The organism is Salipiger sp. (genome assembly GCF_048261495.1).
Lineage (GTDB): Bacteria > Pseudomonadota > Alphaproteobacteria > Rhodobacterales > Rhodobacteraceae > Salipiger.
This window is the reverse complement of record NZ_JBLXFX010000001.1, coordinates 346942-372773: the sequence shown is the minus strand read 5'-3', so window position 1 is coordinate 372773 and position 25832 is coordinate 346942. Positions and strand designations below refer to the sequence as shown.

The window sequence follows — 25832 nt, the reverse complement described above, 5'->3', positions numbered from 1 at the left end:
GTCCCCGGCCTGCGCCGACACCGCAACCGGCGTCGCGACGGCCAGAAACAGGGCGGTCAGGCCCGGCAGTCCGGTATGGCCATGAAAAGAAGGCCCGTTCATTGTCCCCGCCGCGCCGTCGAATTCCGGCGCCCTTTTATTGGTGATCGCGGTCCCGGCCCCTGCGGCGGGCACCCGCGTTCCTGCAACACCATGTGTCGCCTGTTCTCGTCGAAGAATAAACCGAAGAGCGGGCGGGCCCGACGCATCGGGACCGCACTGTGCCACATCGCCCACAATCCGGGCAGCGCACCGCCTCAGCCGCGGGCGTAGACGTCTTCGTAACGGACGATGTCATCCTCTCCAACATAGGCGCCGGTCTGCACCTCGATCAGCACCATCGGCACCTTGCCGGGGTTTTCCATGCGGTGCACGGCGCCCAGCGGGATGTAGACGGACTGGTTCTCGGTCAGCAGGCGCACGTCGTCGTCGACGGTGACCCGTGCCGTGCCCTCGACCACGATCCAGTGTTCGGAGCGGTGGAAATGCGACTGGAGCGAGAGCGAGGCCCCCGGATGCACCATGATCCGCTTCACCTGGAACCGCCCGCCGACCACGAGGCTTTCGAACCAGCCCCAGGGACGGTGATCCTTGGGGAAATGCGTGGCCTGGGGCGACCCCTTGGCCTTGAGCGCCTCGACCGCCTTCTTGACGTCCTGCGCACGGGACATGTCGGCCACGAGTACGGCGTCATTGAGCGCGATGGCCATGATGTTCTTCAGGCCGATCCCCACGACCTCCAGCCGCTCGCTTTCCGAGCGCAGCAGGACGTTTTCGCAATCTATCGCCGTCGCGCCGTCCGAGGTGACGACGCCCGCCTCATCCGGACCGCTTTCGCGCCAGACCGCGTCCCAGCCGCCCAGATCGGACCACTCGGAGGCGAAGGGCACGACCGACAGGTTCGGAGCTCGCTCCATGATCGCGTAGTCGATCGAGATGTCCTCGGCCCCGGCCCAGGCATCCGGCGCGAGACGCAGGAATCCGAGATCGACCTTGGCATTGCTCAGCGCCGCACCGACGGGCGCCATGAGGCCCGGCGCATGCGCCTCGAACGCGGCAAGCACGTCCTTGGCCCGGAACAGGAAGATCCCGGCGTTCCAGAGAAAGGTTCCGGCCTCGATCATCTCGGCGGCGCGCGCCGCATCGGGCTTTTCCACGAAGCGCGACAGCTTCACCGGCGAGCCGGAGGCGTCGGGCGCCTCGGAAAGTTCGAGATAGCCGTAGCCGGTTTCCGCGCGGGTCGGGGCGATGCCGAAGGTCACGAGGTCGCCGCGCGCAACCGCGTCGAGCCCGCAGCGCACCGCCTTGTGAAAGGCTTCGGTGTCCGGAACAACGTGGTCGGACGGGGCGACGAGCATCACCGCCTCGGGGTCGGTTTCGGCGACGCGCAGCGCGGCGGCCAGAATTGCCGGCGCGGTGTTGCGGCCTTCCGGCTCGATCAGGATCGCGCCCGGATCGACACCGATGCCCTGAAGCTGTTCGGTGACGATGAACCGGAAATCGGAATTGGTCAGCACCATGACCGGATCGAAGCTCAGCCCCTCCGCCGCGCCGGACAGCCGCCGGGCCGAGGCCTGGAACAGCGTCTCGTCACCCATCAGGGGCACGAATTGCTTGGGATAGCTCTTGCGCGACAGCGGCCAAAGCCGCGTTCCGGAGCCGCCGCACAGCAAAATTGGTACGATCTTGTTCAATTCCATGTCGATAATCCTGAACCCCTTCGAGTGTCGGATGAAGTCATAACAGGCTTGCCCCGTCTCTCAACCCCAGATCGGCGGGGCATGGCGCGGCACGAACGCCGGTGGCGCCGGAGCGCGCAACATCGCTTCGATAGCGTGCAAAGGGCAGACCGATGCGCTTGGCTCGGCTTCGCAAAGCGACTATCTGGACGGGATGAAATTGCTTCCCAGGCTGTTCTCCCGCAGACCGGCGTTCAGCGCCGCCCTCGCCCCGGATCAGGCGTTCTATGCCGTCGGCGACGTGCATGGCTGCGACGCGCAACTCGAACGGATGCTCGACACGCTTGCCGCAGGCGGGCACCCGACCGCGGCGCTGGTGATGGTCGGCGACTACATCGACCGCGGCGACGAGAGCGCGGCGGTGCTGAGCCGCCTGTTCGAGATCCAACAGGCCGCGCCACAGGGTCAGATGATCTGCCTGAAGGGCAACCACGAAGCGATGCTGCTGGCATTCCTCGACGATCCGGCAAGGAACGGGCCGCGATGGATGCGGCACGGCGGGTTGCAGACCCTTGCCAGCTACCGCATCGCGCCGCCCATGCGGCCCGACCCTGCGGATGCCTGGCACGCCGCGCGCGACCAATTGCGCGCCGCGCTGGGCGAAGACCTCGAACTCTGGCTGAAGGCGCTGCCGACCCGCTGGCAGTCCGGCAACGTGCTGGTCGCCCATGCCGGCGCGCAGCCGACACTTCCGGTCGAGGCGCAACCCGAGGACGCCCTGCTCTGGGGGCATCCGGATTTCCTGACGCGCTGCCGAACGGACGGGCTCTGGGTGGTGTACGGTCACTACATCACCGACAACCCCGAGCCGGCCGACGGGCGCATTCCCGTCGACACCGGCGCCTATGCCACGGGCCGCCTGACCGCCGCGCTCGTCGAACCCGGGAAGGCAAGCTACATCCATTCGGAGTGACGGCGGGGGACGCCATGCCCCCCGGCACGGTCACTTCTTGCGCATCGCCGCCATCAGCGCGTCGCCCAGCGCGCCGGTTCCGCCCGAGGACGGCTGCGGCGCCTTGCCGGCCGGGGCGCGCTTGCCGCCGCCGCCCTGCGGCGACTTCGGCGCCTCGTCCCGTTTCTGGCCGCGTGCCTGCGCGCCGCCATCCTTGCGCATGGTCAGACCGATGCGCTTGCGGGGAATGTCGACCTCCGTCACGCGGACCTTGACCACGTCTCCGGCCTTCACCACCTCGTGCGGGTCCTTCACGAACCGGTCGGCAAGCTGGCTCACGTGCACCAGCCCGTCCTGATGCACGCCGATGTCGACGAAGGCGCCGAAGGCCGCGACATTGGTCACCGTGCCTTCGAGCATCATCCCCGGCTTGAGATCCTTGATGTCCTCGACGCCGTCGGCAAAGCTTGCCGTCTTGAAACTGGGCCGCGGATCGCGCCCGGGCTTTTCCAGTTCCGAGAAGATGTCCCGCACCGTCGGCAGGCCGAAGTGATCGTCGACGAACTGCTCGGCGCGCAGCCCGCGCAGCGCTTCGGGGCTGCCCATGATCGAGCGGATGTCGCGGCCGCAGGCGGCCACGATGCGGCGCGCCACGTCATAGGCCTCCGGGTGCACCGACGAGGCGTCGAGAGGTTCCTTCCCGTCCCGGATGCGCAGGAAGCCCGCGCATTGCTCGAACGCCTTCGGACCGATCCCGGCCACCTTGAGCAGGGCCTTGCGCGACGGAAAGGCGCCGTTCGCGTCGCGGTGCAGGACGATGGCCTGCGCATGCGACGGCCCGAGCCCGGCGACATGCGCCAGCAACGGCGCGGAGGCGATGTTGAGATCCACGCCGACCGCGTTCACCGCATCCTCGACCACCGCCTCCAGCGCCTGCGCGAGGCGGCGCTGGTCGACATCGTGCTGGTATTGGCCGACCCCGATGCTTTCCGGGGTGATCTTGACCAGTTCCGCCAGCGGGTCCTGCAGACGCCGCGCGATGGAAACCGCGCCGCGCAGGCTCACGTCGAGGTCGGGGAACTCCTTTGCCGCCAGTTCCGAGGCGGAATAGACCGAGGCCCCGGCCTCGGACACGACCACCTTGGTCGGTGCCGGGGTTCCCGGCGGCAGCAGCTTGATCGTGTCCGCGACAAGGCGCTCCGTCTCGCGGCTGGCGGTGCCGTTGCCGATGGCGACCAGTTCGATCCCGTGGCGGCGGATCAGGGCGATGATCGCCGCTTCCGCGCCGCGCACGTCGTTCTTGGGCTGGAACGGGTAGAGCGTCGCCGTCTCGAGCACCTTGCCCGTCGCATCCACGACCGCGGCCTTGACCCCGGTGCGGATGCCGGGATCGAGCCCGAGCGTCGCCTTGGCCCCCGCGGGCGCGGCAAGCAGCAGGTCCTTGAGGTTGCGGGCAAAGACGGCAATCGCCTCTTCGTGGGCACGGCGACGCAGGTCCGAAAGCAGGTCGACATACATCGAGAGCGACAGCTTCACCCGCCAGGTCCAGCCCGCCACATCGCGCAGCCACTTGTCCCCCGGCCCGTCGCCCCGCACGCCGATGGCGGCGGCGACCATGTTGCTTGCCCGCTCCTTGCCGGTCTCGGGATCGGGCGCGATTTCGATCGACACGATCTCTTCCTTGGCGGCGCGCAGGATCGCCAGCGCCCGGTGCGACGGGATGCCCGACCACTGCTCGCGGTGGTCGAAGTAATCCGAGAACTTCGCCCCCGCCTCTTCCTTGCCCGGCACGACCCTGGCCGAGATGAAGGCTTCCTTCTTCATGAAGTCCCGCAGCCCGCCCAGCAGGTCGGCATTTTCGGTCAGCTCTTCGGCAAGGATGTCGCGCGCGCCTTCGAGCGCCTCCTTCACCGTGGCCACGGCCTCCGAGGTGTATCCCGCCGCCAGCGCCTGCGGATCGGCGGAGCGGTTGTCGAGAATGCCGCGCAGCAGCGGTTCGAGGCCGTTTTCGCGGGCGATCATCGCCTTGGTCCGCCGCTTCGGGCGATAGGGCAGGTAGATGTCCTCGAGCGCGGCCTTGCTGTCCGCCTGCGCGATGGATTTCGCCAGCGCATCGGTCAGCTTGTCCTGCGACCGGATCGAGTCGAGGATCGTGGCCCGCCGCGCCTCCATCTCGCGCAGGTAGGTCAGCCGGTCGTTCAGCGTGCGCAACTGCGTGTCGTCGAGGCCGCCCGTGACCTCCTTGCGATACCGCGCGACGAACGGCACCGTCGCGCCGCCGTCCAGCAGCCCCACGGCGGCATTCACCTGTGCCGGGGTCGCGGCGATTTCGGTGGCGATGGTGCGGGCGATGCGCTCGGCGATCATGTCCAAGGGCGGGTCCTCCTGTGTCCGGACGCCTGTCATAGCGGGCGGGCGGGATTGCGCCAAGGGGGCGCGTGGCCGGGCAATGGACATCCGGCATCAACCCGCTAGGCTGACCCTGCCGCAGCGCGGCCTCGGGAAGGGGGAGGAGACCACCATGACAGAGACGGGCGCCATGACGCTTCCGGGGCTGAAGGGCCGCCGCATCGCGGTGACTGCCGCGGGCAGCGGGATCGGGCTTTGCATCGCGCGGGCACTCGCGGCGCAGGGCGCGCGGCTGGCGATCTGCGACGTCGACCAGGAGGCGCTGGAGCGCGCGGCCGCAGAGCTGGGCGCCGAGATCGCCAGCCGGACCGATGTTTCCGACGACGCGGCGGTGGATGCCTTTTTCGACACGATCGAGGACGGGATGGGCGGGCTTGACGGGCTGGTGAACAACGCGGGCATTGCCGGGCCCACCTCTTCGGTCGAGGATATCTCGCCCGAGGACTGGCGCGCCTGCGTCGAGGTCTGCCTGACCGGGCAGTTCCTCTGCACGCGCCGCGCGGTGCCGATGCTCAAGGCGGCAGGCGGCGGGGCGATCGTCAACATCTCCTCGGCCGCCGGGCGGTTCGGCTATGCCTACCGCACGCCCTATGCGGCGGCGAAATGGGGCGTGATCGGCTTTACCCAGAGCCTTGCGAAAGAGCTCGGGCCCGACAACATCCGGGTCAACGCGATCCTGCCCGGCGTCATCGCGGGAGACCGGATCGAGCGGGTCATCGCCGCCCGCGCCGAACAGGCCGGGGTCAGCCATGAGGAGATGACCGCGGAATACGTCGCGCGCGTGTCCCTGCGCCGCATGACCCCGCCCGAGGACGTCGCCGACATGGCCGCCTTCCTGCTCAGCGAAAAGGGCCGGAACCTGTCGGGCCAGAGTTTTCCGGTGGACGGCAACCTTGAATCGCTCTGATCCTTCGACCCGGGGAGGCCGACCATGAAACGAAGCCGCATCAACGAGATCCTGCGCGAGAGCGCCGCCTTCATGGCCGCGCACGGGGTGCACCTGCCGCCGTTCGGACACTGGTCCCCCGAGGATCTGCGCGCCGCCGATCATGCCGAGATCCGGCGCAGGCGCATGGGCTGGGACATCACCGATTACGGTGCCGGGCGGTTCGACGAGATGGGGTTGATCCTGTTCACGGCGCGCAACGGGCTGAACGGCGATCTCGGCAAGCGCAGCGCCATGCTCTACGCCGAGAAGATCATGATCTCGCGCCGCGACCAGCTCAGCCCCAACCACCGGCATGACGTCAAGGTCGAGGACATCATCAACCGCGGCGGCGGAACGCTGGTGCTGGAACTCTTCGCCGCGGCGCCGGACGGCAGCATCGACCGCGCCGCGCCGGTGACGGTGATGTGCGACGGGATCGACCGGACCCTGCCGCCGGGCGGGCACCTCAGGCTCGATCCGGGTGAGTCCGTGACGCTGTTCCCGACCACCTGGCATGCCTTTTGGGGCGAGGGAAGCGACGTGCTGATCGGCGAGGTCTCGACCGTGAATGACGATGTGACGGACAACATCTTCGAGATGCCCATCGGGCGGTTTTCCACCATCGAGGAAGACGAGGCCCCGCTGCACCTGCTGGTGTCCGACTACGACGACAAGCTCTGACCGGCCGACCCGCCGGGCCGAGGCCGAGGCCCGAACGCAAGGGGCCCCGGACTTGCGCCGGGGCCCCTGTTCGCGGAACGCGGGTCGGTTACGACATCCACCACCGTTCGGCCATGCGGGCGTTGTCCATCTGCCAGAGGTTGCCGATGGTTTCCGGCGTCGCGACCTTGTTGCTGAGCGCATCGACGTAATTGGCGAACATCGGCTGGATCAGCCCGCCGTCGTCGCGCAGGATCTGCTGCATCTCGTAATACTGTTCGCGGCGCTTGGCGGAATCCAGTTCCGCGCGGGCAGAGACCAGAAGTTCCTGGAACCGGGCGCTGTCGTTGCTGTCCCACTGGGTATCGTTCCAGGCCACGCCTTCGGCGAAGGCCGAGGTGTACATCCAGTCCTCGGTCGCGCGGCCGGACCAGTAGCAGGCGCACCACGGCTTCTTGATCCAGACGTTCGACCAGTACCCGTCGGAGGGTTCCTGCACCACGTTCACGTTGATGCCGCAGGCCTTGGCGGAGGCCTGGATGAGCTGTGCCGCATCCACCGCGCCTTCGAACGCGGCGTTGGACGCCGACAGATCCACGTCGAGCGAGCTGAGCCCGGCCTCCTTCAGGTGGAACTTCGCCTTGTCGGGATCGTAGGAGAGCTGCTCCATGTCCGCGTTGAAATACTGGTTGGCCGGCCCGATCGCGGCATCGTTGCCGACGCGGCCGTGTCCGAGCAGGATCTTGTCCACCATCTCCTGACGGTTGACCGCGTACTTGATCGCCTTGCGCACGTTCACGTCGTCGAAGGGCGCGACATCGGTCAGCATCGGGAAGGAATAGAACTGGTTGCAGGCCACTTCCTGGATGCGGACCATCGGGTTCGCCTTGAGCAGCGACTCGGTCTTGAGGTCGATGCGGTTGATCGCGTCGACCTGGCCGGTCAGCAGTGCGTTCATGCGGGCGGTATTGTCGTTGATCGCGATGTATTCGATCTCGTCGAACCAGCCGGCGTCACCGTCCTTGTAATGGCTGTCGACCCGCTTGCCGACGAAGCGCACGCCGGGCTCGAAGCTGTCGACGCGGTAGAGGCCGGTGCCGATGCCCTTGGTGATGGCCTCTTCGATTTGGCCCGCCGGGTAGATCAGCAGGTGATAGTCGGCCATCAGATAGGGGAAATCCGCGTTGCCCGCGTCCAGCGTGAACTGGACCTGGGTGTCGGACATCTTCTTCATCTCGGTGATCGCCGCGATGATCGGCTTGGCCGCGGATTTCGAACCTTCGGCCACGTGCAGTTGCAGCGATTCGATCACGTCATCCGCGCCGAAGGCCTTGCCGTTGTGGAAGGTCACGCCGGGGCGCAGGTCGAAGGTCCAGACCTTCGCGTCGGGCGACGCTTCCCAGCCGGTGGCCAGTTCGCCCTTGAGCGAGCCGTCGGCGGCCACTTCGGTGAGGTTGTCGAAGACCGCGCCCTGCGAGCTGGCGATCATGAACACGTCGGACTGGGTGCGCCCGTCCCAGCTGTCCGAGCTGTTGGCGCCGTTCAGACCGACCCGAAGCCGTCCGCCCTTCTTGGCCTGTGCGCGCAGCGGCAGGCCGGAGGCCGCCAGAACCCCGGCGGCGGCGCCGGTGGTGAGCAATCCGCGTCTACTGATCTTGACCATTCGATTTCTCCCTGTTGTCTCGTTTCTTGCGCATCCGCAGGCGGCTGCGTGTGGGTCAGTCCATCTTCTTGACGGCCGCGTCGCCGATATTCTCGACGCCCCGCTCGGCCAGAAGCGTGTCCAGCCAATCCGGGTCCATTTCCGGCACCGAGCTGAGCAGCAGGTCGGTGTAGGCATGATGCGGCGGCCGGAACATTTCGGCCTTGGGACCCTGTTCTACCACGCGACCCTCCTTCATCACCACCACCTCGTCGGCGATGCTCTTCACCGTCGCGAGATCGTGCGTGATGAACATGTAGGACAGGCGAAGATCGTCCTGAAGGCGCGCGAGCAGTTTCAGGATGCCCTCGGCGACAAGCTGGTCGAGCGCCGAGGTCACCTCGTCGCAGATGATGAACTTCGGTTCCGCGGCCAGCGCGCGGGCGATGCCGATGCGCTGCTTCTGCCCGCCGGACAGCTCCGACGGCAAGCGGTGCCGGTACTGGTCGCCGGGCAGCTCGATCTGGTCGAGAAGCTCGTCCACGCGGCGGCGCTTTTCCCGCCCGCGCAGCCCCATGTAGAATTCCACGGGCCGCCCGACGATGTCGCCGATGGTCTTGCGCGGGTTCAGCGCGGTATCGGCCATCTGGTAGATCATCTGGACCTGCCGCAACTGCATCTTGCTGCGCTTGCGGTAGTCGGCGGGCAGGTCTTCGCCATCAAGCTGGATGCTGCCCTTCTTCGGCGGCAGTAGTCCCGTGATGCAGCGCGCCGTGGTCGATTTGCCCGACCCGCTTTCCCCGACCACGGCCACGGTACGCCCGTGGTGGATGTCGAAGCTCACGTCATGCAGGACGGTCGTCGCGCCATAAGCCGCCGTCACCCGCCTGACCGAGATGACCGGCGTCGCGCCCCTGGCAACGGCGGGCTTTTGCGGGCGCTGGAATTCGCGGACGGCCCAGAGGCTCTTGGTATAGTCCTCTTTCGGGTTCGACAGCATCTCGCGGGTCGCGGCCTCTTCGACCTCGTCCCCCTTGAGCAGCACCTTGATGCGGTCCGCCATCTGCGCCACCACCGCCAGATCGTGGGTAATGTAGATCGCCGCAGTGCCGAACTGTTCGACGATGTCGCGGATTGCCGCCAGCACCTCGATCTGGGTGGTGACGTCCAGCGCGGTGGTCGGTTCGTCGAAGATGATGAGGTCGGGACGGCAGGACATGGCCATCGCCGTCATCGCCCGCTGCAGCTGCCCGCCCGAGACCTGGTGCGGATAGCGAAAGCCGATTTCCTCGGGATTGGGCAGGCGGAGCTTGCGGTAAAGCTCCATCGCGTCGTCCATGCTGTCCGAGCGGCTCATGGTGCCGTGCTGCACCGGCGCTTCGGAATGCTGGTCGATCAGCCGGTGCGCCGGGTTGAAACTGGCCGCCGCCGACTGCGCGACATAGGCGATGCGCTTGCCCAGAAGGGCGCGCTTCTGATCGGCCGAGGCCGACAGCAGGTCGATGCCGTCGAATTCCACCGTGCCGCCGGATATGCGCACGCCGTCGCGGGTGTAGCCCATCGCGGCCAGTCCCAGCGTCGACTTTCCGGCGCCGGATTCGCCGATCAGGCCCAGCACCTCGCCCCGCTTCAGGTCGAGGTCGATCCCCTTGATGATCGGAATCCACGTCTCGTCCGTCCGCCCGTCGATCCGAAGATCGCGGATTTTCACCAGTGCGTCGCTCATTCCTTCAACCCCGAACTGCGGTGAAGCATCCAGTCCACGACGAAGTTGACCGCCACCGTCAGCAGCGCGATCGCCCCCGCCGCCATCAGAGGTAGCGCGGCGGTCAGCGGAGAGAAGGCGGCAAAGTTGATGAACTGCGCAAGGTCACGCACCATCGTCCCCCAGTCCGCCAGCGGCGGCTGGATGCCCACCCCGAGGAAGGACAGGGCCGCGATCGTCAGGAAGACGAAGCAGAACCGCAGGCCGAATTCGGCCAGCAGCGGCGCATAGGCGTTGGGCAGGATCTCCTTGAAGATCAGGTGCGGCAGACCTTCGCCGCGCAGCTTTGCGGCCTCGATGTAGTCCATGACGACGATGTTCATGCCGACGGCGCGCGACAGGCGGAACACCCGGGTCGAATCGATCACCGCGATGATCAGCACCATGTAGACCGTCAGCAGCCACTTCTCGCTCCCCGCCCAGGCGCTGGCGATGGTCATGAGCAGCAGGGCAAAGATCAGCGAAGGAATCGCCATGAGAACGTCGACGATGCGGCTCAGCGTCTGGTCCAGCCAGCCCTGCATCGTCGCCGCAAGGAACCCGAGCGTTCCGCCCAGGAAGAAGGCGATGCAGGTGGTGGCAAAGGCGATCCCGACCGTGTTCTGCGCGCCGTAAAGCAGCCGTGACAGCAGATCGCGCCCGATCTGGTCGGTGCCCAGCAGGTGATCCGGGTTGCCGCCCGTCGCGGCATTCCCGCCGGGCAGGGCGTTGACCTGGGCAAAGACCTCGGCCTGCCCGTAGGGCGCCAGCCAAGCGGCAAAGACCGCGGTGATCGCGTAGATCAGGATGACGAGAATGCCGAATGCCGCCGTCAGGGGCATCTGCCGGAACAGCTTGCGCGAGGAATCCGTGCCGACGCTCCGCCCGGCAAGGCGGAACAGGAATGCCGCGATGGCGAAGGCGACAAAGCCCTGCACCGCCCAGCGGAAGAAGGTGACCCCGGCATTCGGCACCCCCGCTTCGGACACCGGCGGCTGCAGGTAGTACCAGATCGCGAAGACCAGCGCCGCCGTCGCCAACGCATAGCCGAAGGCCACGGCGAAGGGCATGTCGCGAAACCGTGGCGCATTGCCGGACAGCGCCCTGCCCGCGAACCGGAAGGCCCAGCCCAGCGCGGCCACCCCGATCAGCGCCGCGACGATCCAGACAAGCACGCTCATTTCGGATGCCTCAGCCGGGGGTTGGACAGGATCGACAGCACGTCCGCCACCAGATTCAGAAAGATGTAGGCCGCCGCGAAGATCAGGCAGCAGGCCTGCACCACCGGGATGTCGCGGATCTTGACGCTGTCCACGAACAGCTGGCCGATGCCTGGATAGACGAAGACCACCTCGACCACCACGACCCCGGTGATGAGATAGGCCAGGTTCAGCGCCACCACGTTGATGATCGGCGCCAGCGCGTTGGGCAGCGCGTGACGGACGATGACCCGCATCGGCTTCACCCCCTTGAGGCGCGCCATCTCGATATAGGGCGAGGCCAGCAGGTTGATGATGGCCGCCCGGGTCATCCGCATCATGTGCGCCGTGACCACCAGCGTCAGCGTCAGCGCCGGCAGCAGGGTCTTGAGCAGGCGCTCGCCGAAGGACATGCCCTCGTAGATGTTGGACAGCGACGGCAGGATCGGGTTCAGCACCGCGAGGAACAGGATGAGCACGTAGGCCAGGAAGAATTCCGGCGAGGAGATCGAGCTCAGCGTCAGGATGTTCGCCGCCTTGTCGAAGGCGGAGTTGCGGAACAGCGCCGCGAGCACGCCCAGCGTGATGGCAAAGGGCACCGCGATGCAGGCCGTCACCCCGGCGAGGAACATGGTGTTGGCAAAGCGCGGCGCGATCTGCTGCGCGACCGAGGTCCGCGTCCCGCTGTCCTCGCCCACGAAGCTGGCAAAGTTCGCCTGCGCGAAGGAATTGCCCAGATCGCCCTGCAGCGCGCCGACAAGCCACTGGATGTACCGCGTGACCGGAGGCTGATCGAGCCCGAGGTCGCGCCGGATGGAGGCGACGGCTTCCGGCGTCGCACCCTGACCCAGGATCGCCTGGGCAAAATCGCCCGGCAGCATGTTGACCGCCGTAAAGATGACGATGGACACGATGAAGAGCGTCAACAGACCGAGCGCGAGGCGCTGGAGGAGAATCTTGGCGACCGGATTCACGATCCCTGCCGAAGGTTGTTATCGTTAACCCGCAGCGTAGCCGCTGAAATCCATCTGTAAACCTTTTTTATTGACTGGTCAGTCAATCTCCCGCCGCCCGGCCGATGCTCTGCTCTTCCGCGATGGCGTCCATCACCCGCACCAGCTCGGCGCTGATGCCCGGTTCCGACAGCGCATGGCCGGCGTTGCGGATCATCCGAAGGTCAGCATCCGGCCAGGCGCGTGCCAGGTCCCAGGCGCGCTTGGGCGGACAGATCATGTCGTAGCGCCCCTGCACGATGACGCCCGGGATACCCGCCAGCCGGTCCGCGTTGGCGATGATCCAGCCATCCCGGTCGAGGAATCCCGCATTGACGAAATAGTGGTTCTCCAGCCGGGCAAAGGCGCGGGCGTAATCCCCCGGAGCCTCGCCGCCCGAGCCGTTGGAATAGACCGAGGCCAGCGCGTTCTCCCAGCTCGACCAGGCGCGGGCATGGCGGGTCTCCTCGCGCAGGTTCCCCGAGAACAGCCGCCGGTGATAGGCGCCGATCAGATCGTCCTGCTCCTCGCGCGGGATCAGGTCGGTGAACCGCTCCCAGGGTTCCGGCCAGAACTGCCCGGCGCCGCCGCCATAGAACCAGTCGAGCTCGAGCTGCGTCATCAGGAACACGCCGCGCAGCACCAGCCGGCGCACCCGTTCGGGATGCGTCTCGGCATAGACCAGCGCGAGGGTGGCACCCCAGCTTCCGCCGAAGACGATGAAACGGTCGATTCCCAGCGCCTCGCGGATACGCTCGATATCCGCGACCAGGTGCCAGGTGGTGTTGTCGGTGACGCTGGCATGGGGTCGCGACCGACCGCAGCCGCGCTGGTCGAACAGCACCACGCGAAACGCCCGCGGATCGAAATATCGCCGCATCGCGGGCGAACAGCCTCCGCCCGGCCCGCCATGCAGGACGACGACCGGAATCCCCTCCGGGTTTCCGCATTGTTCGACATAAAGCTTGTGACCGTCGCCCACATCCAGCATGCGTTGGTCAAAGGGATCCGACGGCGGATAGAGATATTGCACTGCGCGCTTTTGGCCCGAGAATTTGTCCATGAGGGGACTATATTGGCGGACAGAAGCAAAAGACCATGGGGAAACGCATGAGCATCACCGTCGACCCGTCCGAGATCGCCAAATTCGAAGCCATGTCGGCCGAGTGGTGGGATCCGCACGGCAAGTTCAAGCCGTTGCACATGATGAACCCCGTCCGGCTCGACTACATCACCCGCCAGATCGCGGGGGAATTCGACCGCCCCACCGGCACCGGGACGCCGTTCGAGGGCCTGCGCATTCTCGACATCGGCTGCGGCGGAGGTCTGCTCTGCGAACCCATGGCCCGGCTCGGGGCCACGGTCGTCGGGGTCGATGCCGCCGCCCGCAACATCCCCGTCGCCGAAACCCACGCCCGCCAATCCGGGCTCGGGATCGACTACCGCCACACCACCGCCGAGGCCCTCGCCGAGGCCGGGGAACACTTCGACGTGGTGCTGAACATGGAGGTCGTCGAACATGTCGCCGACCCGCTCGCCTATCTCACCGCCTGCGCCGCGCTCCTGAAACCCGGCGGGCTGCACCTCTGTTCGACCATCAACCGCAATGCCAAGAGCTTCGCCATGGCGATCGTCGGCGCGGAATACGTGATGCGCTGGCTGCCCAAGGGCACCCACGAGTGGAAGAAGTTCATCACCCCCGACGAACTCTTCGACCTGATGACTCGCGCCGGGCTCGATCCCGTCGACCGCAAGGGCTACGTCTTCAACCCGGTCAGCTGGTCCTGGAGCATCTCCGACCGCGACCTATCGGTGAACTACGTCACTGCCGCCCTGAAACCCTGACGGCCTCTTCTGGCCGGAAATATCCCGGGGAGTCCGCGCGCAGGCGCGGACGGGGCAGAGCCCCTATTCCGCCTCCAGCTTCAGGCGCAACTCGCGCAGCACCGGAAGCGCGGCGCGCACCTTGGCGTCGCCCAGTTCCTTGACCATCTCGGAAATCAGCGGCGACATCGCCGCCAGCGCCGCCTCGCGCGCCCGCATCCCCGCCGGACTGATCGCCACCATCTTGCGCCGCGCATCGTCCCAGTCGGGCCGGATGTGCACGTAGCCGGCGAATTCCAGCTTTGCCAGCGTGTTGGTCATCGCGCCCCGGGTGACGTGAAAACTCCGCGCCAACTGCGCGGGAGAGCGTTCCGACTGCGCCCGTGCGAGATGGTTCAGCACCGAGAAATGCGAGATTTCCATGCGGTTCGGAAGGACCCGCGTCAGACGGTTCCGCAACAGCTGGTCCGCCGTGATGAGCTCGCTGAAAAGCGATATGGCCAGCGCGTTGGTGTCACTCATGCAGGGCCGACGAACTCCCGATCGTGTTGAAGGGACGGAATTTGTTGTCTGGCTTTCTGGACGTCGGACAGATCGAGGTCAACCATGACGATGCCCGGCGCGCTGCCGCCGTCGGCCAGGACCTCGCCCCAGGGCGACACCACCAGCGAATGCCCGTGGGTGGTGCGCGCGCGCCCCTCGCTCACCGGGTGCTGCCCGGTCTGTGCCGGTGCCAGCACGAAACACCCGGTTTCGATGGCGCGGGCGCGCAGCAGGGGTTCCCAGTGGCCGGGGCCGGTCGCCGGGGAAAACGCCGCGGGCACCGTGAGGATGCCCGCGCCCGCCCGGGCCAGCGCCCGGTAGAGATAGGCGAACCGCACGTCGTAGCAGACCGTCAGGCCGACCTTGCCGAACGGCGTATCGGCAAGAACCGCGCTCTCCCCCGGCGCAAATCCCGCCGATTCCCGGTAGGTTTCGGTCTCGGTCACCTGCACGTCGAACATGTGCATCTTGTCGTAGCGCGCGGCGATGTTTCCGGCGGCGTCGATCAGGAAGGACCGGTTGGCAAAGCGTTCCTCGGGCGGCTCGGACAGCACGGCAAGCGATCCGGCAAGGATCCAGATGCCGAGCCGCGCCGCCTCCTCGCGCAACCCGGCAAGGACGGGATCCTCCGCTTCGGGGCGCAGCACGGCGCGCTGCCGGGCACGGCTGGACGAGACGCAGTTCGTCACCTCCGGCGTCAGCACGAACTCCGCGCCGTCGCGCGCGGCCTGCGCCAGCATGGGGCGCAGCATGGCGAGGTTCTCCGCCGGATCGTCCGAGGACGTGATCTGAAGCAGCGCCGCCCGCATCTCAGCCCGCGAGCAGCGGATCGAGCTTGCCCGCCCGGTCCATCGCGTAGAGCTCATCACATCCGCCGACATGGACATCGCCGACGAAGATCTGCGGCACCGTTTGCCCGCCATGAGCGCGCTGCACCATCTCGGCGCGGCGATCCGGCTCGGCGGCGACGTCGATCTCGTTGAAGGCGGCGCCCTTCTTGCTCAGCAGCCGCTTGGCGGCCTGGCAATATCCGCAATAGGGCGAAGTGTAGATGTCGATGGTCTGCATGAAGGCGTCCTCGGGCGAGCGTTGTTGCAGAGCAATCTAGGCATCCTTTGCCACGCGCGCCAGAACGCAGACGCAAACTTCTTTCGCGCCCGCAGCATGACAGGCCCCGGCTGCCGCCGAAAGCGTCGCCCCCGAGGTCATGACATCATCGACGATCAGCACCGGCCGCCCCGCCAGCATCGCGGCACGCCGGGGCGCGACGCCGATCGCCGAGTCGAGCGTGGCGAACCTGTCGTCGCGGCCCTTGCCGTCCAGCGACGGCGTGTGACGCAGGCGGATCAGCGCATCCGGGCAGAAGCCGATCCCGGTCTCCCGCGCCAGCGCCCCGGCCAGCAGCGCGGACTGGTTGAAACGCCGGCCGAGGTGCCGGCGCAGATGCAGCGGAACCGGAACCGCCACCGCATCCGCCGCCAGCAACGGGCGCACCCGGCCCGCCATCCAGCGCGCCGCGGCCGCGGCGATGTCGTGCCGGTCACCATGTTTCAGCATCAGCACCAGCTTGCGCCCGGTGTCGCGGTAGAGCATCGCCGCCCGCCCGTGCTGCCACGGGCGCGGCACGCTCAGACACTCGTCGCAATGCTCGGCCTCCTGAGACTGACCGGGCAGCGGCACCCCGCAGAGATCGCAGACAAGACCCGAGACGAAGGGCGTGTCGCGCCAACAGGCACCGCAAAGTCCGAAGTCCGTTTCGACCATGCCGCCGCAGGACGGACAGCGCGGCGGGTAGACAAGCCGAACCATCGTTTGCAACCCGCGCATCAGCATCCTATCTAGCCTCCATGTCGCGCCCTGCCCCTCTCACCGACCGACGTGCCCTGCTGCGCAACCGCGCCCGCGCCCGGCGCGCACCGGCGTTGTTCCTGCACGAAGCGGCGCGCGACGAAGCGCAGGATCGGCTCTCACTGGTTAACAGGTCGTTTACGTCCCCCGCCGTCGTCACGCCCTTCCCCGAGGTCTGGGCCCCCGCGTTTCCCGGCGCGCGGCTCATCCCGGACGACGACACGCTCGATCTTCACGAGGGGGCGCATGATCTTGTCATTCACGCGCTCGCGCTGCACTGGGCCGACGACCCGGTCGGGCAGTTGATCCAATGCCGCCGCGCCCTGCGACCGGACGGGATGTGCCTGGTCATGGCCTTCGGCGGCGAAACCCTGACCGAGCTGCGCGCCGCCCTCGGACAGGCCGAGATCGAGGTGACCGGCGGCCTGTCGCCCCGCGTCGCGCCGATGGGCGAGATCCGCGATCTCGGCGGCCTGCTGCAACGGGCCGGGCTGGCGCTGCCCGTTGCCGACAGCCTGCCGCTCGACGTGAGCTATGCCTCGGCGCTGCACCTGATGCGCGACCTGCGCGCGATGGGAGAGACCAATGCCCTCGCCGCGCGGCTGCGCCGGCCCAGTCGCCGTGCCGTCCTGCTGCGCGCCGCCGAGCTCTACGCGCAAACCTATGCGCGGGCGGATGGCCGGATTCGCGCGACCTTCGAACTCGTGACCCTCACCGGATGGGCGCCGGACGGGAGCCAGCAGAAGCCGTTGCGCCCCGGCTCTGCGGCGCATCGCCTCGCCGAGGCGCTCGGAACCATGGAAAACCCGCTCAAGGATTGATCCGACCGGCCAAACCGATACGTATTGCCCACTCAGGGATCAGGACCAGGACAGAGATATGCCCGACGCAAGCACTCCGACGGCGACGCCCGTGCACGCCCCCGCCGACCACCCCGGCGTTTCGGCCCCCCGGGTCGGTGTGCTTCTGGCCAATCTCGGGACGCCGGATCACTATTCCTACTGGCCGATGCGGCGCTACCTCGGCGAATTCCTGTCCGACCGTCGGGTGATCGACTACCCGGCATGGAAATGGCAGCCGCTGCTGCAGACGATCATCCTCACCAAGCGGCCCTTCAGCTCGGGCAGGAACTACAAGTCGATCTGGAACGAGGAGCTGAACGAAAGCCCGCTCATGACCATCACCAAGGCGCAGACGGCGGCGATCGCGGAGAAGATGCGCGAGCTCTACGGCGACGGCGTGATGGTCGACTTCGCCATGCGCTACGGCAACCCCTCGACGGAATCAAAGGTCCGCGCGATGGTCGGCGCCGGATGTCGCAAGATCCTGTTCTTCCCGCTCTACCCGCATTACGCCGGCGCCACCTCGGCCACCGCCAACGATGCCTTCTTCAAGGCGTTGATGAAGGAAACATGGCAACCGACCGCGCGGGTGGTGGACCCCTATTTCGAGAACCCGAAGTACATCGAGGCGCTGGCCCGTTCGGTCGAGCGCGGCTATGCGGCGCTGGAGGAGCAACCCGACATCCTCGTGGTCAGCTATCACGGCATGCCCAAGCGCTACCTGATGCAGGGCGACCCCTACCATTGCCAGTGCAGCAAGACGACCCGCCTGCTGCGCGAGCGCCTCGGATGGGACGAAAGCCGGATCACCACCACCTTCCAGTCGGTCTTCGGCCCGGAGGAGTGGCTCAAGCCCTACACCGTCGACCACGTGGCCGACCTGGCGCGGCAGGGCAAGAAGAAGATTGCCGTGATCGCCCCGGCCTTCAGCGCCGATTGCATCGAGACCCTGGAGGAGATCAACGAGGAGATCCGCGAGAGCTTCGAACATGCCGGGGGCGAGCAGTTCACCTACATCCCCTGCCTCAACGACGATCCCGCCCATATCGAGGCGCTGTCCTCGGTCATCTCGGACAACCTGCGGGGCTGGCTCGACTAGGCCCGCGCCGCCCCCCCACCGGCGGGGGGGCAAAAGCAAAAAGGCGGCGCCGAAGCACCGCCTTTTCGATAACGGATCGCAGATGCGGATCAGTCGTTGGCAGCAGCAGCCGCGATGACGACGATCAGCAGGAGCGGGATCAGGATGCCGGCCGAAGACGACGAAGCAGCGGTTTCTTCCACCACGACGACGGGCTCCATGACCACGTCGTCCTTGGCATAGGAACCGGCCATTGCGGTGGTTGCTGCGCCGGCGAAAGCGGCGGCGAGTGCGAGTTTCTTCATGTTAACCTCCAGATATTCGCCTGACGGAGCCGTTTTTCGGTCACGCGTCAAGCACCCAAGACTTACCTCGTGACTCTGTCTAAGCAGCAAATTCAGGAGATTGCAAACCCAAGTTAGCGCCCGCTTTTTTGCCGTTGCCGCAATGTCGTCAAATTAGCAACACCTGTGTCCCTACCTGAGCCAATCCGTAAAGTTCTTCTATGTGCTCGTTGTAGAGGCCGATGCAGCCGTTGGAGGAACGCCGCCCGATCTTGCGCGTGTCGTGCGTGCCGTGGATGCGGTAGTACTGCCAGCTGAGGTGCATCGCGCGGGTTCCGAGCGGGTTGTCGGGGCCCGGACCCACGTAATCCGGCCACTCGGGATTGCGCTGCTTCATCGACGGCGTCGGACGCCAGTCGGGGCTGGGGTCCTTCAGCACGACCTGGGTGCGGCCGCGGCGGGTCAGATCCTCGGTCAGCGGCACGGAGCAGGGGTAGAGGTGATACTGACCGGACTCTTCCCAGTAGTGCAGCGCGCGCGAAGAGATGTCGACCAGCACCGCGCCCTTGGTCAGGTTGCTGAAATGCGGCTGCCAGTCGAGCGTGCGGAAGCTGGAGATGTTGCGCCGGATCACGTGATTGATCGGTCGCTCGATCTCGACCGTGCCGGCACCGTCAACGCTCTGGGCCAACGCAGGACCACCCACCACGGCGGCCGATGCGGCGGCCAGAAACGCTCTGCGGTCGAATCCTTTTTGAGACATAGATCCTGTCCTTGCAAAATTTCGGTATTCGAGGGGAACTCGACAGGTCCTTCGCGGGTTCCCGGTCTGACAATCATATTGCTGTTATGCCGCAGTCGCAAATCAAACACCTGTAACCTGCCCTGCTCACGGTCATGTTGGTTTGATAAGCACCCTCGGACCGGATAAGGCATGATGACGCTTTGTTTCTGAAGGCATGACAATGGCACGACGCAGTTTCCTCCTCCTTTCGGCAGCCCTGCTTGCAGCGGCATGCACCGCGGCCCCGACCGGGCCGACCGTGGACGACAGCGGTCGTCCGCTGCCCAAGGTGTACCGAATCGCTCCCGGCAGCGCCGCGCGGATCGAATACAGGGTGCTGGATTCGGTGAACGCCCTGCGTCAGGCCAAGGGCGCCCCGAGCGTTGCGCTGAATGCCAAGCTGAACGCGGCGGCGGCGACCCACTCCCGCGACATGTCGGTGCAGAACCGCCCCTGGCACTTCGGCTCGGACGGCTCCTCTCCGATCGACCGCGCCCGGCGCGTCGGCTATGCCGGCCGCATCGTCGGCGAGAACATCTCGGAAACCTACGAGACCGAGATCGAGACGCTGGGCGCCTGGATGGAAGAAGCGCCGACCCGCAACGTGATCCTCGACCCCGAGGCGCGCGAACTCGGCATCGCCTGGTTCCAGGAAGCGAACGGCAAGATCTGGTGGACGCTGGTCATGGGCTCGCCGCAACTGTCCGCGACGCCGGGCTTCGGTCTCGGGCCGGCCTGAAGACGCGAAAACGGCCCCTGATCGGGGCCGTTGCGGACTTCATATAAGCAATATCAGGGATTTATGGTGATCGGCGTGCCGGTGCGCACCATGGCGTAGATGTCTTCCATCTGGCGATCCGTCACCGCGATGCAGCCCGCCGTCCAGTCGCGCCCGCCCTTGCGATAGGCCCGCGGGCGGCCGTGGATGAAGATGTCCCCGCCCGGGCTCTTGCCCAGTTCCGCGGCCTCGATCACGTCCACCGGGTTCGGATAGGAAATCCCGATGCTGAGGTGGAATTTCGAGTTCGGATTGCGACGGTCGATGAAATAGTTGCCCTCCGGCGTGCGCCCGTCGCCCATCACCTTCTTGTCGCCCTCGGGCCGGAACCCGAGCCCGATCTTGTAGGTCTTGAGCACCTTGTCGTTGTGCAGAAGATAGAGCCGCCTGTCGCCCTTGTTCACCACGACATGCGTGATTTCCGGCCCGTGATAGGATCGGAATTTCTGGGATGCGCAGCCCGAGAGAGCCGCGAAGATCCCGACCATCAGCAAAATCCTGAGAGACCGCATCCTGTTTACCTGTCCGCTCGTTTCATTTTTTTAGCAGATTATATACGTCGACTCGGCCGCTCCGAACAACGCAGATTTCTTCCCGGAGGCAAAGAATCATGCGGTGTCACATGTGAAGCCCACCACCAGTTCCACGTGGGTCGACCAGCGGAACTGGTCGACGGGCTGCACCGGCCCCGGGCGATACCCCGCCGAAACCAGCGTCGCCGCATCGCGCGCGAAGGTCACCGGGTTGCAGGACACGTAGGCGATTCGCGGCACGCGGGCGCGCGCCAACTCGGCGATCTGTGCCTCTGCGCCGGCCCTCGGCGGGTCGATCACGGCGGCATCGAACCGTTTCAGATCCTCGACCAGAAGCGGGTTCCGGAACAGGTCGCGCGCCTCGTGGGTGACATGACGCAGCCCCTCGGCGCCGCGCCACCCCTTGTCGAGCGCCGCAACCATGGCCTTGTCCCCCTCGACCGCGTGAACCCGCGCGGTTTCGGCCAATGGCAGCGCGAAGGTGCCGCAGCCGGCGAACAGGTCGACCACATGCGCCGCGTCCCCGACGATGGCGCGCACCCGGTCGACCAGCGCGGCCTCACCCTGCGGCGTGGCCTGCAGGAAGGCTCCGGGGGGCGGCACCACCTCGGCGCGGCCCATGCGCTGGATCGGCGGGCGGCGGGTCAGGGTAACGTCCTCGCCCCAGGCCAGCCGTGCCACTTCATGCGCGCGGCAGAGGCGGGCGAGCGTCTCCTGCATTTCGGGATCGGCCTCCTTGCCGCCCGTGACCGCCACGTCGAGTCCGGTCGCGCTTGTCGTCACCAGAACCGAGAGCTCGCTCTTGCGGCTCGCCCCGACCGAGGCCAGCGTCTCGACCAACTCCAGAGCGGAGGCGAGCCGGGGCTCGACCAGCAGGCAGCCCCCCACCGGCACGATCACGTCCGAACGTTTCATGTGGAACCCGGCCAGCGCGCCCTTCTTGGTCCGGGTCGCGGAAAAGGCCGCCCTGCGGCGGCTTCGCGCGGGCGAGGTCAGGCAGGGCAGGATCTCGGCCTCGATGCCGTGCGCGGCCAGTGCCTGCCGCACGACGCCTTCCTTCCAGCCGGCCGTGAAATCGTCGCGCGCGTGCTGAAGCTGACAGCCGCCGCAGCTTTTCGCGTGACGGCACGGCGGCTTCACCCGCATGTCCGACGGGGTGGCGATGCGCGGCTGCGCCATGACGCCGCCGTCCACCTCTCCTTCGACCACCTCGCCGGGAAGCGTTCCCGGCACGTAGACGGGACCGGCAGCGATGCCGTCCCCCTGATGCCCCAGCCGTTCGATCGTGACCCGTTCCATGAGCGCGCTATTGCCCGGATTCGCGCGTCGCGTCGAGGCCCGCGCGGGCGGCTGGAGTTATTCCGCCGCCTGCGCGTTCAGGAACCCGCCGGACTGGCGGTTCCAGTACCGGGCATACAGTCCGCCACGCGCCAGCAGGTCGTCATGGGTGCCCTGTTCCACGATGTGCCCCGCGTCGAGCACGACGATGCGATCCATGCTCGACAGGGTCGACAGCCGGTGCGCGATGGCAAGCACGGTCTTGCCCTCCATCACACGCTCCAGCGCGGTCTGGATCGAGGCTTCGACTTCGGAATCCAGCGCCGAGGTCGCTTCGTCCAGCACGAGGATCGGGGCATCCTTGAGGATGGCACGCGCCAGGGCGATGCGCTGGCGCTGCCCGCCGGACAGTTTCACCCCGCGTTCGCCGAGCCGCGCCGCATAGCCGTCGCGCCCCGTGTGATCGCGCAGACCGAGGATGAACTCGTGCGCCTCCGCCTTGCGCGCGGCGGCTTCGACCTCTTCCATCGTGGCATCGGGGCGCCCATAGCGGATGTTGTCGAGCGCCGAGCGGTTGAACATCGCGGTTTCCTGCGTGACCATGCCGATCTGGCGGCGCAGGCTTTCCTGCGTCACCGTGCCGATATCCTGCCCGTCGATCTCGATCGCGCCCCTTTCGGCATCATAGAGCCGCAGCAGCAGCGCGACGAGCGTGGTTTTCCCCGCGCCGGAAGCCCCGACCACGCCCAGTTTCTCGCCCGGTCGGATGGTCAGCGCGACATGCTCGATGCCGCCGGTCTCACGGCCGTAGGCAAAGCCGACATCGCGGAAGGCGATCTCGCCCCGCGGCACGTCGAGCGAGGTCGCGTCCGGCCGGTCGAGCAGGGTATGGGGCGGGGTGAGGGTGCGGATGCCGTCCTCGATCTCGCCGACATTGGCATACATCCCCATGAGCGTGAAACTCACCCAGCCGGTCATCTGCGCCAGCCGCAGCGCCACGGCGCCGGTGGCCGCGATATCGCCGGTCGAGACGATGCCGACGCTCCAGTAATAGAGCGCGCCGCCGATCAGCAGCACCGGCAGCGCCCCGGCAAGCGCCATCAGCCAGAACCGGAACGCGGCCGAAACATGCCCGAAGGCGATGAAGCGGTCGCGGTAGCTGGCCATGGCGCCCAGCGCGGCCTGATCCTCGAAATCGTCATGGGCGAACAGCTTCACCGTCTTGATGTTGGTCACCGTGTCCACCAGTTGCCCGGTGACCATCGCGCGCGCCGCCGCCCGCGCCTTGGACCGCGACCGGATCTTGGGCATGAAGTGACGGATCAGGAACCAGTAGGCCACGATCCACAGCACCAGCCCGCCCGCGATGCGCCAGTCGACCGAGCCGAGCAGCATCACCGAGCCGATGACCGACGCCACGGCGAAGAGGACGGAATGCACCGTCTCGGTCACCACGTCGTTCAGCGCCCGCGCCGTCTGCATCTCCTTCTGCGAGATGCGCCCGGCGAAATCGTTGTCGAAGAAGGTGACGGAATGCCCGAGGGTGTAGCGGTGGATGCGGCTCAGGATCAGGTTGAAGACGTTGGGCTGCATCATCACGGACTGCGTGTAGGCCGACAGGCCCAGGATCGCGGGACGCAGCAGGATGAAGAACCCGACACAGAGCAGCAGGAACAGCCCGTTCGCCGTGAACACCGTTTCCGGCGCACCGGACAGCGCCCGGTCGATCGCACCGCCGAGCAGCATGGCGGCCATCACCTCGGTGATACCGCCGAGGATCGAGAAGACCGCCGCCGGGATCAGCACGATCCACGACCCCTTCAGCGCCCAGCCCATGAACCGCGCCAGCGTGTTCGGCGGCGGAGTTTCGGCATGGGCAAAGGGGTCGATGATGTCGTGAAGGATCATGCGTCTGACTCGGTATGGCTGTCGGTGTCGGGATCGAGGAAGCCGCCGGACTGGCGGGCCCAGAACCCTGCATATAGGCCACCCTTCGCGAGAAGCACGTCGTGGCTTCCGTCTTCGACGATGCGTCCCTCGTCGAGCACGAGGATGCGGTCCATCTGGGCGATGGTGCTCAGCCGGTGCGCGATGGCGATCACGGTCTTGCCCTGCATCATGCCGTAGAGCGTGTCCTGGATCGCCGCCTCGACCTCGGAATCCAGTGCCGATGTGGCCTCGTCCAGCAGGAGGATCGGCGCGTTCTTGAGAATGACCCGCGCCAGCGCCACCCGCTGCCGCTGCCCGCCGGAGAGTTTCACGCCGCGTTCGCCGACATGGGCATCATAGCCCTGTCGGCCACGGGGGTCCTGCAGCGTCAGGATGAACTCGTGCGCCTGCGCCTGGCGGGCGGCGGCGATCAGGTCCTCCTCGCTCGCGTCGGGGCGGCCGTACAGCAGGTTGTCGCGCACCGAACGGTGGAGCAGCGTCGTGTCCTGCTGCACCATGCCGATCTGCCGGCGCAGGCTTTCCTGCGTGACCTCGGTGATGTCCTGCCCGTCGATCAGGATGCGGCCCTGCTCCGGGTCGTAGAACCGCAGGAGCAGCTTCACGAGGGTCGATTTCCCCGCGCCCGACCGCCCCACCAGCCCGATCTTTTCCCCCGGTCTGACGGTCAGGCTGATCGCGTCGAGCCCGCCCTGCCCGCGTCCGTAGTGGTGGGACAGCGACTCGAGCCGGATTTCGCCCCGGCCCATCCGCAGCGGCTGCGCATCGGGGGCGTCGACCAGCGAAATGGGCTGGGCGATGGTCTCCATCCCCTCGGCAACGACACCGAGCTGGCGGAAGAACGCCGTCATCGCCCACATGATCCAGCCGGTCATCGCGTTGAGCCGCAGGGTCAGCGCCGTCGCCGCCGCCACCGCGCCGACACTCGCCTGCCCCTGCATCCAGAGCGCCAGCGCCCAGCCGACGACCGCGACGATCAGCAGGCCGTTGAGCAGCACCAGACCCATGTCCATCGTGGTGAACAGCCGCATCTCGCGGGCGAAGGTCCGGCGCGACTGCTCGATCGCTTCCTTGGCGTAGTCCAGCTCCTGGTCGTGATGGGCGAACATCTTGACCGAATGGATGTTGGTATACGCGTCGACCACCCGCCCCGTCACGAAGCTGCGCGCATCCGACGCCGCCTTGGAGGCCGGCCCCACCCGCACGATCATCCAGCGCATCAGCCCGCCGTAGAGCACCAGCCAGAGCGCCAGCGGAATCGCCAGCCGGGGGTCGGCATCCCCCAGCACGATCAGCGCGCCGATGACATAAGAGACAGAGAATGTCATGGCGTCAAAGACCTGGAACACCGCCTCACCTGCGGCGGGCGGGGTCTGCATGATGCGGTTGGCGATGCGCCCGGCGAAATCGTTCTCGAACCATCCCACCGACTGGCGCAGCACCTGGGCATGGGCCCGCCAGCGGATCAGCGTGCCGAAGTTCGGCATGATCGCGTTGTTCAGCACCAGCACGTCGAGCGCCTGTATCAGCGGGCGCAGGATCAGGATGAAGGCGCCCAGCGCGATCAGCGCCGTGCCGTGCTTCTCCCAGACCTGCGCCGGATCGCCGGCGAGGATGTCGACCACCCAGCCCATCGCCCAGATCAGCCCGATTTCGACCGTGGCGACCATGACGGACAGCAGCGCCGCCCATACGAACAGCCCCCGGAACGGCCGGGAATAGTCCATCAGGAACGGCAGCAGACGGGTCGGCGGACGGTCGTTCGGCGGGTAGGCCGTGTACGGGTCCACCAGGGTTTCGAAAAAACGGAACACGGGGTGGGTTTCCTTGGCAGCGGGCGGAGTGTCTC

24 protein-coding genes are annotated in these 25832 nt (G+C 66.9%); 7 read left to right on the top strand and 17 right to left on the bottom strand.

What is annotated here, in order from left to right; all coding sequences use genetic code 11:
• Nucleotides 1-296 precede the first annotated feature (296 nt).
• The gene (locus ACN0RJ_RS01710) at nt 297-1739 is read right to left on the bottom strand and encodes a mannose-1-phosphate guanylyltransferase/mannose-6-phosphate isomerase (RefSeq protein ID WP_417718669.1); all 1443 of its coding nucleotides are present in this window, start codon (nt 1737-1739) and stop codon (nt 297-299) included.
• Between the two features lie 193 nt (nt 1740-1932).
• Between ACN0RJ_RS01710 and ACN0RJ_RS01705 the strand changes: the two genes are divergently transcribed.
• The gene (locus tag ACN0RJ_RS01705) at nt 1933-2691 is read left to right on the top strand and encodes a metallophosphoesterase family protein (RefSeq protein WP_417723215.1); all 759 of its coding nucleotides are present in this window, start codon (nt 1933-1935) and stop codon (nt 2689-2691) included.
• Between the two features lie 30 nt (nt 2692-2721).
• On the opposite strand, the gene ACN0RJ_RS01700 is transcribed toward ACN0RJ_RS01705, so the two are convergent.
• Nucleotides 2722-5037, bottom strand: a complete 2316-nt coding sequence (locus tag ACN0RJ_RS01700; RefSeq protein WP_417723404.1) for a Tex family protein — start codon at nt 5035-5037, stop codon at nt 2722-2724.
• 154 nt (nt 5038-5191) lie between these two features.
• Between ACN0RJ_RS01700 and ACN0RJ_RS01695 the strand changes: the two genes are divergently transcribed.
• Together ACN0RJ_RS01695 and ACN0RJ_RS01690 are read left to right on the top strand one after the other, a co-directional pair.
• Nucleotides 5192-5986 carry an SDR family oxidoreductase gene (locus tag ACN0RJ_RS01695; RefSeq protein ID WP_417718671.1) on the top strand — a complete coding sequence of 265 codons (795 nt, stop codon included), beginning with the start codon at nt 5192-5194 and terminating at the stop codon, nt 5984-5986.
• Nucleotides 5987-6010: 24 nt separating this feature from the next.
• A complete protein-coding gene (locus tag ACN0RJ_RS01690) occupies nt 6011-6688 on the top strand; it encodes a D-lyxose/D-mannose family sugar isomerase (protein WP_417718672.1) in 678 nt (225 codons plus the stop codon).
• A gap of 88 nt (nt 6689-6776) precedes the next feature.
• Here the strand turns inward: ACN0RJ_RS01690 and ACN0RJ_RS01685 are convergent, their stop codons facing one another.
• From ACN0RJ_RS01685 to pip, 5 genes are all read right to left on the bottom strand, one after another.
• The gene (locus ACN0RJ_RS01685) at nt 6777-8330 is read right to left on the bottom strand and encodes an ABC transporter substrate-binding protein (protein ID WP_417718673.1); all 1554 of its coding nucleotides are present in this window, start codon (nt 8328-8330) and stop codon (nt 6777-6779) included.
• Nucleotides 8331-8385: 55 nt separating this feature from the next.
• Complete coding sequence (locus tag ACN0RJ_RS01680) at nt 8386-10035, bottom strand: ABC transporter ATP-binding protein (protein ID WP_417723214.1); 1650 nt, start codon at nt 10033-10035, stop codon at nt 8386-8388.
• Nucleotides 10032-11234, bottom strand: coding sequence for an ABC transporter permease (locus ACN0RJ_RS01675; protein ID WP_417723213.1), 1203 nt, complete (start codon nt 11232-11234; stop codon nt 10032-10034). Before ACN0RJ_RS01675 ends, ACN0RJ_RS01680 begins: the two co-directional genes overlap by 4 nt.
• A complete protein-coding gene (locus ACN0RJ_RS01670; protein WP_417718676.1) occupies nt 11231-12226 on the bottom strand; it encodes an ABC transporter permease in 996 nt (331 codons plus the stop codon). Before ACN0RJ_RS01670 ends, ACN0RJ_RS01675 begins: the two co-directional genes overlap by 4 nt.
• Before the next feature lie 82 nt (nt 12227-12308).
• The gene (gene pip / locus ACN0RJ_RS01665; RefSeq protein ID WP_417718677.1) at nt 12309-13307 is read right to left on the bottom strand and encodes a prolyl aminopeptidase; all 999 of its coding nucleotides are present in this window, start codon (nt 13305-13307) and stop codon (nt 12309-12311) included.
• Between the two features lie 47 nt (nt 13308-13354).
• On the opposite strand from pip, the gene ubiG reads away from it, so the two are divergent.
• Nucleotides 13355-14089: a bifunctional 2-polyprenyl-6-hydroxyphenol methylase/3-demethylubiquinol 3-O-methyltransferase UbiG gene (gene ubiG / locus ACN0RJ_RS01660; protein ID WP_417718678.1), complete on the top strand. Its 735-nt coding sequence runs from the start codon at nt 13355-13357 to the stop codon at nt 14087-14089.
• Between the two features lie 63 nt (nt 14090-14152).
• On the opposite strand, the gene ACN0RJ_RS01655 is transcribed toward ubiG, so the two are convergent.
• The 4 genes from ACN0RJ_RS01655 to ACN0RJ_RS01640 are packed head-to-tail and all read right to left on the bottom strand — an operon-like array spanning nt 14153 to nt 16438.
• Nucleotides 14153-14590, bottom strand: a complete 438-nt coding sequence (locus tag ACN0RJ_RS01655) for a MarR family winged helix-turn-helix transcriptional regulator (RefSeq protein ID WP_417718679.1) — start codon at nt 14588-14590, stop codon at nt 14153-14155.
• Entirely contained in the window at nt 14587-15420 is an 834-nt protein-coding gene (locus ACN0RJ_RS01650; protein ID WP_417718680.1) for a carbon-nitrogen hydrolase family protein, read from the bottom strand. Before ACN0RJ_RS01650 ends, ACN0RJ_RS01655 begins: the two co-directional genes overlap by 4 nt.
• 1 nt (nt 15421) lies before the next feature.
• Complete coding sequence (grxC, locus tag ACN0RJ_RS01645; protein ID WP_417723212.1) at nt 15422-15679, bottom strand: glutaredoxin 3; 258 nt, start codon at nt 15677-15679, stop codon at nt 15422-15424.
• 36 nt (nt 15680-15715) lie between these two features.
• Nucleotides 15716-16438: a double zinc ribbon domain-containing protein gene (locus ACN0RJ_RS01640; RefSeq protein WP_417718682.1), complete on the bottom strand. Its 723-nt coding sequence runs from the start codon at nt 16436-16438 to the stop codon at nt 15716-15718.
• Nucleotides 16439-16458: 20 nt separating this feature from the next.
• Between ACN0RJ_RS01640 and ACN0RJ_RS01635 the strand changes: the two genes are divergently transcribed.
• Nucleotides 16459-17280, top strand: coding sequence for a methyltransferase domain-containing protein (locus tag ACN0RJ_RS01635; RefSeq protein WP_417723211.1), 822 nt, complete (start codon nt 16459-16461; stop codon nt 17278-17280).
• Nucleotides 17281-17338: 58 nt separating this feature from the next.
• Nucleotides 17339-18400 (top strand): ferrochelatase, encoded by a 1062-nt coding sequence (hemH, locus tag ACN0RJ_RS01630; protein ID WP_417718684.1) that lies wholly within the window; start codon nt 17339-17341, stop codon nt 18398-18400.
• Nucleotides 18401-18489: 89 nt separating this feature from the next.
• Here the strand turns inward: hemH and ACN0RJ_RS01625 are convergent, their stop codons facing one another.
• Together ACN0RJ_RS01625 and ACN0RJ_RS01620 are read right to left on the bottom strand one after the other, a co-directional pair.
• On the bottom strand, nt 18490-18684 hold the full coding sequence (locus tag ACN0RJ_RS01625) for a ferrochelatase (protein ID WP_417718685.1): 195 nt from the start codon (nt 18682-18684) through the stop codon (nt 18490-18492).
• A 148-nt stretch (nt 18685-18832) separates the two neighbouring features.
• Nucleotides 18833-19426: a L,D-transpeptidase gene (locus tag ACN0RJ_RS01620; RefSeq protein ID WP_417718686.1), complete on the bottom strand. Its 594-nt coding sequence runs from the start codon at nt 19424-19426 to the stop codon at nt 18833-18835.
• 202 nt (nt 19427-19628) lie between these two features.
• On the opposite strand from ACN0RJ_RS01620, the gene ACN0RJ_RS01615 reads away from it, so the two are divergent.
• The gene (locus ACN0RJ_RS01615; RefSeq protein WP_417718687.1) at nt 19629-20186 is read left to right on the top strand and encodes a CAP domain-containing protein; all 558 of its coding nucleotides are present in this window, start codon (nt 19629-19631) and stop codon (nt 20184-20186) included.
• Between the two features lie 53 nt (nt 20187-20239).
• On the opposite strand, the gene ACN0RJ_RS01610 is transcribed toward ACN0RJ_RS01615, so the two are convergent.
• The 4 genes from ACN0RJ_RS01610 to ACN0RJ_RS01595 form a co-directional block, all read right to left on the bottom strand.
• Nucleotides 20240-20737, bottom strand: coding sequence for a L,D-transpeptidase family protein (locus tag ACN0RJ_RS01610; RefSeq protein WP_417718688.1), 498 nt, complete (start codon nt 20735-20737; stop codon nt 20240-20242).
• Between the two features lie 96 nt (nt 20738-20833).
• Nucleotides 20834-22057 carry a class I SAM-dependent RNA methyltransferase gene (locus ACN0RJ_RS01605; RefSeq protein WP_417723210.1) on the bottom strand — a complete coding sequence of 408 codons (1224 nt, stop codon included), beginning with the start codon at nt 22055-22057 and terminating at the stop codon, nt 20834-20836.
• A 57-nt stretch (nt 22058-22114) separates the two neighbouring features.
• On the bottom strand, nt 22115-23944 hold the full coding sequence (locus ACN0RJ_RS01600) for an ABC transporter ATP-binding protein (RefSeq protein ID WP_417718690.1): 1830 nt from the start codon (nt 23942-23944) through the stop codon (nt 22115-22117).
• Complete coding sequence (locus ACN0RJ_RS01595; RefSeq protein ID WP_417718691.1) at nt 23941-25797, bottom strand: ABC transporter ATP-binding protein; 1857 nt, start codon at nt 25795-25797, stop codon at nt 23941-23943. Before ACN0RJ_RS01595 ends, ACN0RJ_RS01600 begins: the two co-directional genes overlap by 4 nt.
• Between the last annotated feature and the right edge of the window lie 35 nt (nt 25798-25832).

Bases quoted from the DNA above. Each gene is read 5' to 3' on its own strand.
- ACN0RJ_RS01710 (WP_417718669.1), bottom strand. From the start codon at position 1,739: ATGGAATTGAACAAGATCGTACCAATTTTGCTGTGCGGCGGCTCCGGA.
- ACN0RJ_RS01705 (WP_417723215.1), top strand. From the start codon at position 1,933: ATGAAATTGCTTCCCAGGCTGTTCTCCCGCAGACCGGCGTTCAGCGCC.
- ACN0RJ_RS01700 (WP_417723404.1), bottom strand. From the start codon at position 5,037: ATGATCGCCGAGCGCATCGCCCGCACCATCGCCACCGAAATCGCCGCG.
- ACN0RJ_RS01695 (WP_417718671.1), top strand. From the start codon at position 5,192: ATGACAGAGACGGGCGCCATGACGCTTCCGGGGCTGAAGGGCCGCCGC.
- ACN0RJ_RS01690 (WP_417718672.1), top strand. From the start codon at position 6,011: ATGAAACGAAGCCGCATCAACGAGATCCTGCGCGAGAGCGCCGCCTTC.
- ACN0RJ_RS01685 (WP_417718673.1), bottom strand. From the start codon at position 8,330: ATGGTCAAGATCAGTAGACGCGGATTGCTCACCACCGGCGCCGCCGCC.
- ACN0RJ_RS01680 (WP_417723214.1), bottom strand. From the start codon at position 10,035: ATGAGCGACGCACTGGTGAAAATCCGCGATCTTCGGATCGACGGGCGG.
- ACN0RJ_RS01675 (WP_417723213.1), bottom strand. From the start codon at position 11,234: ATGAGCGTGCTTGTCTGGATCGTCGCGGCGCTGATCGGGGTGGCCGCG.
- pip (WP_417718677.1), bottom strand. From the start codon at position 13,307: ATGGACAAATTCTCGGGCCAAAAGCGCGCAGTGCAATATCTCTATCCG.
- ubiG (WP_417718678.1), top strand. From the start codon at position 13,355: ATGAGCATCACCGTCGACCCGTCCGAGATCGCCAAATTCGAAGCCATG.
- ACN0RJ_RS01655 (WP_417718679.1), bottom strand. From the start codon at position 14,590: ATGAGTGACACCAACGCGCTGGCCATATCGCTTTTCAGCGAGCTCATC.
- ACN0RJ_RS01650 (WP_417718680.1), bottom strand. From the start codon at position 15,420: ATGCGGGCGGCGCTGCTTCAGATCACGTCCTCGGACGATCCGGCGGAG.
- grxC (WP_417723212.1), bottom strand. From the start codon at position 15,679: ATGCAGACCATCGACATCTACACTTCGCCCTATTGCGGATATTGCCAG.
- ACN0RJ_RS01640 (WP_417718682.1), bottom strand. From the start codon at position 16,438: ATGCGCGGGTTGCAAACGATGGTTCGGCTTGTCTACCCGCCGCGCTGT.
- ACN0RJ_RS01635 (WP_417723211.1), top strand. From the start codon at position 16,459: ATGTCGCGCCCTGCCCCTCTCACCGACCGACGTGCCCTGCTGCGCAAC.
- hemH (WP_417718684.1), top strand. From the start codon at position 17,339: ATGCCCGACGCAAGCACTCCGACGGCGACGCCCGTGCACGCCCCCGCC.
- ACN0RJ_RS01625 (WP_417718685.1), bottom strand. From the start codon at position 18,684: ATGAAGAAACTCGCACTCGCCGCCGCTTTCGCCGGCGCAGCAACCACC.
- ACN0RJ_RS01620 (WP_417718686.1), bottom strand. From the start codon at position 19,426: ATGTCTCAAAAAGGATTCGACCGCAGAGCGTTTCTGGCCGCCGCATCG.
- ACN0RJ_RS01615 (WP_417718687.1), top strand. From the start codon at position 19,629: ATGGCACGACGCAGTTTCCTCCTCCTTTCGGCAGCCCTGCTTGCAGCG.
- ACN0RJ_RS01610 (WP_417718688.1), bottom strand. From the start codon at position 20,737: ATGCGGTCTCTCAGGATTTTGCTGATGGTCGGGATCTTCGCGGCTCTC.
- ACN0RJ_RS01605 (WP_417723210.1), bottom strand. From the start codon at position 22,057: ATGGAACGGGTCACGATCGAACGGCTGGGGCATCAGGGGGACGGCATC.
- ACN0RJ_RS01600 (WP_417718690.1), bottom strand. From the start codon at position 23,944: ATGATCCTTCACGACATCATCGACCCCTTTGCCCATGCCGAAACTCCG.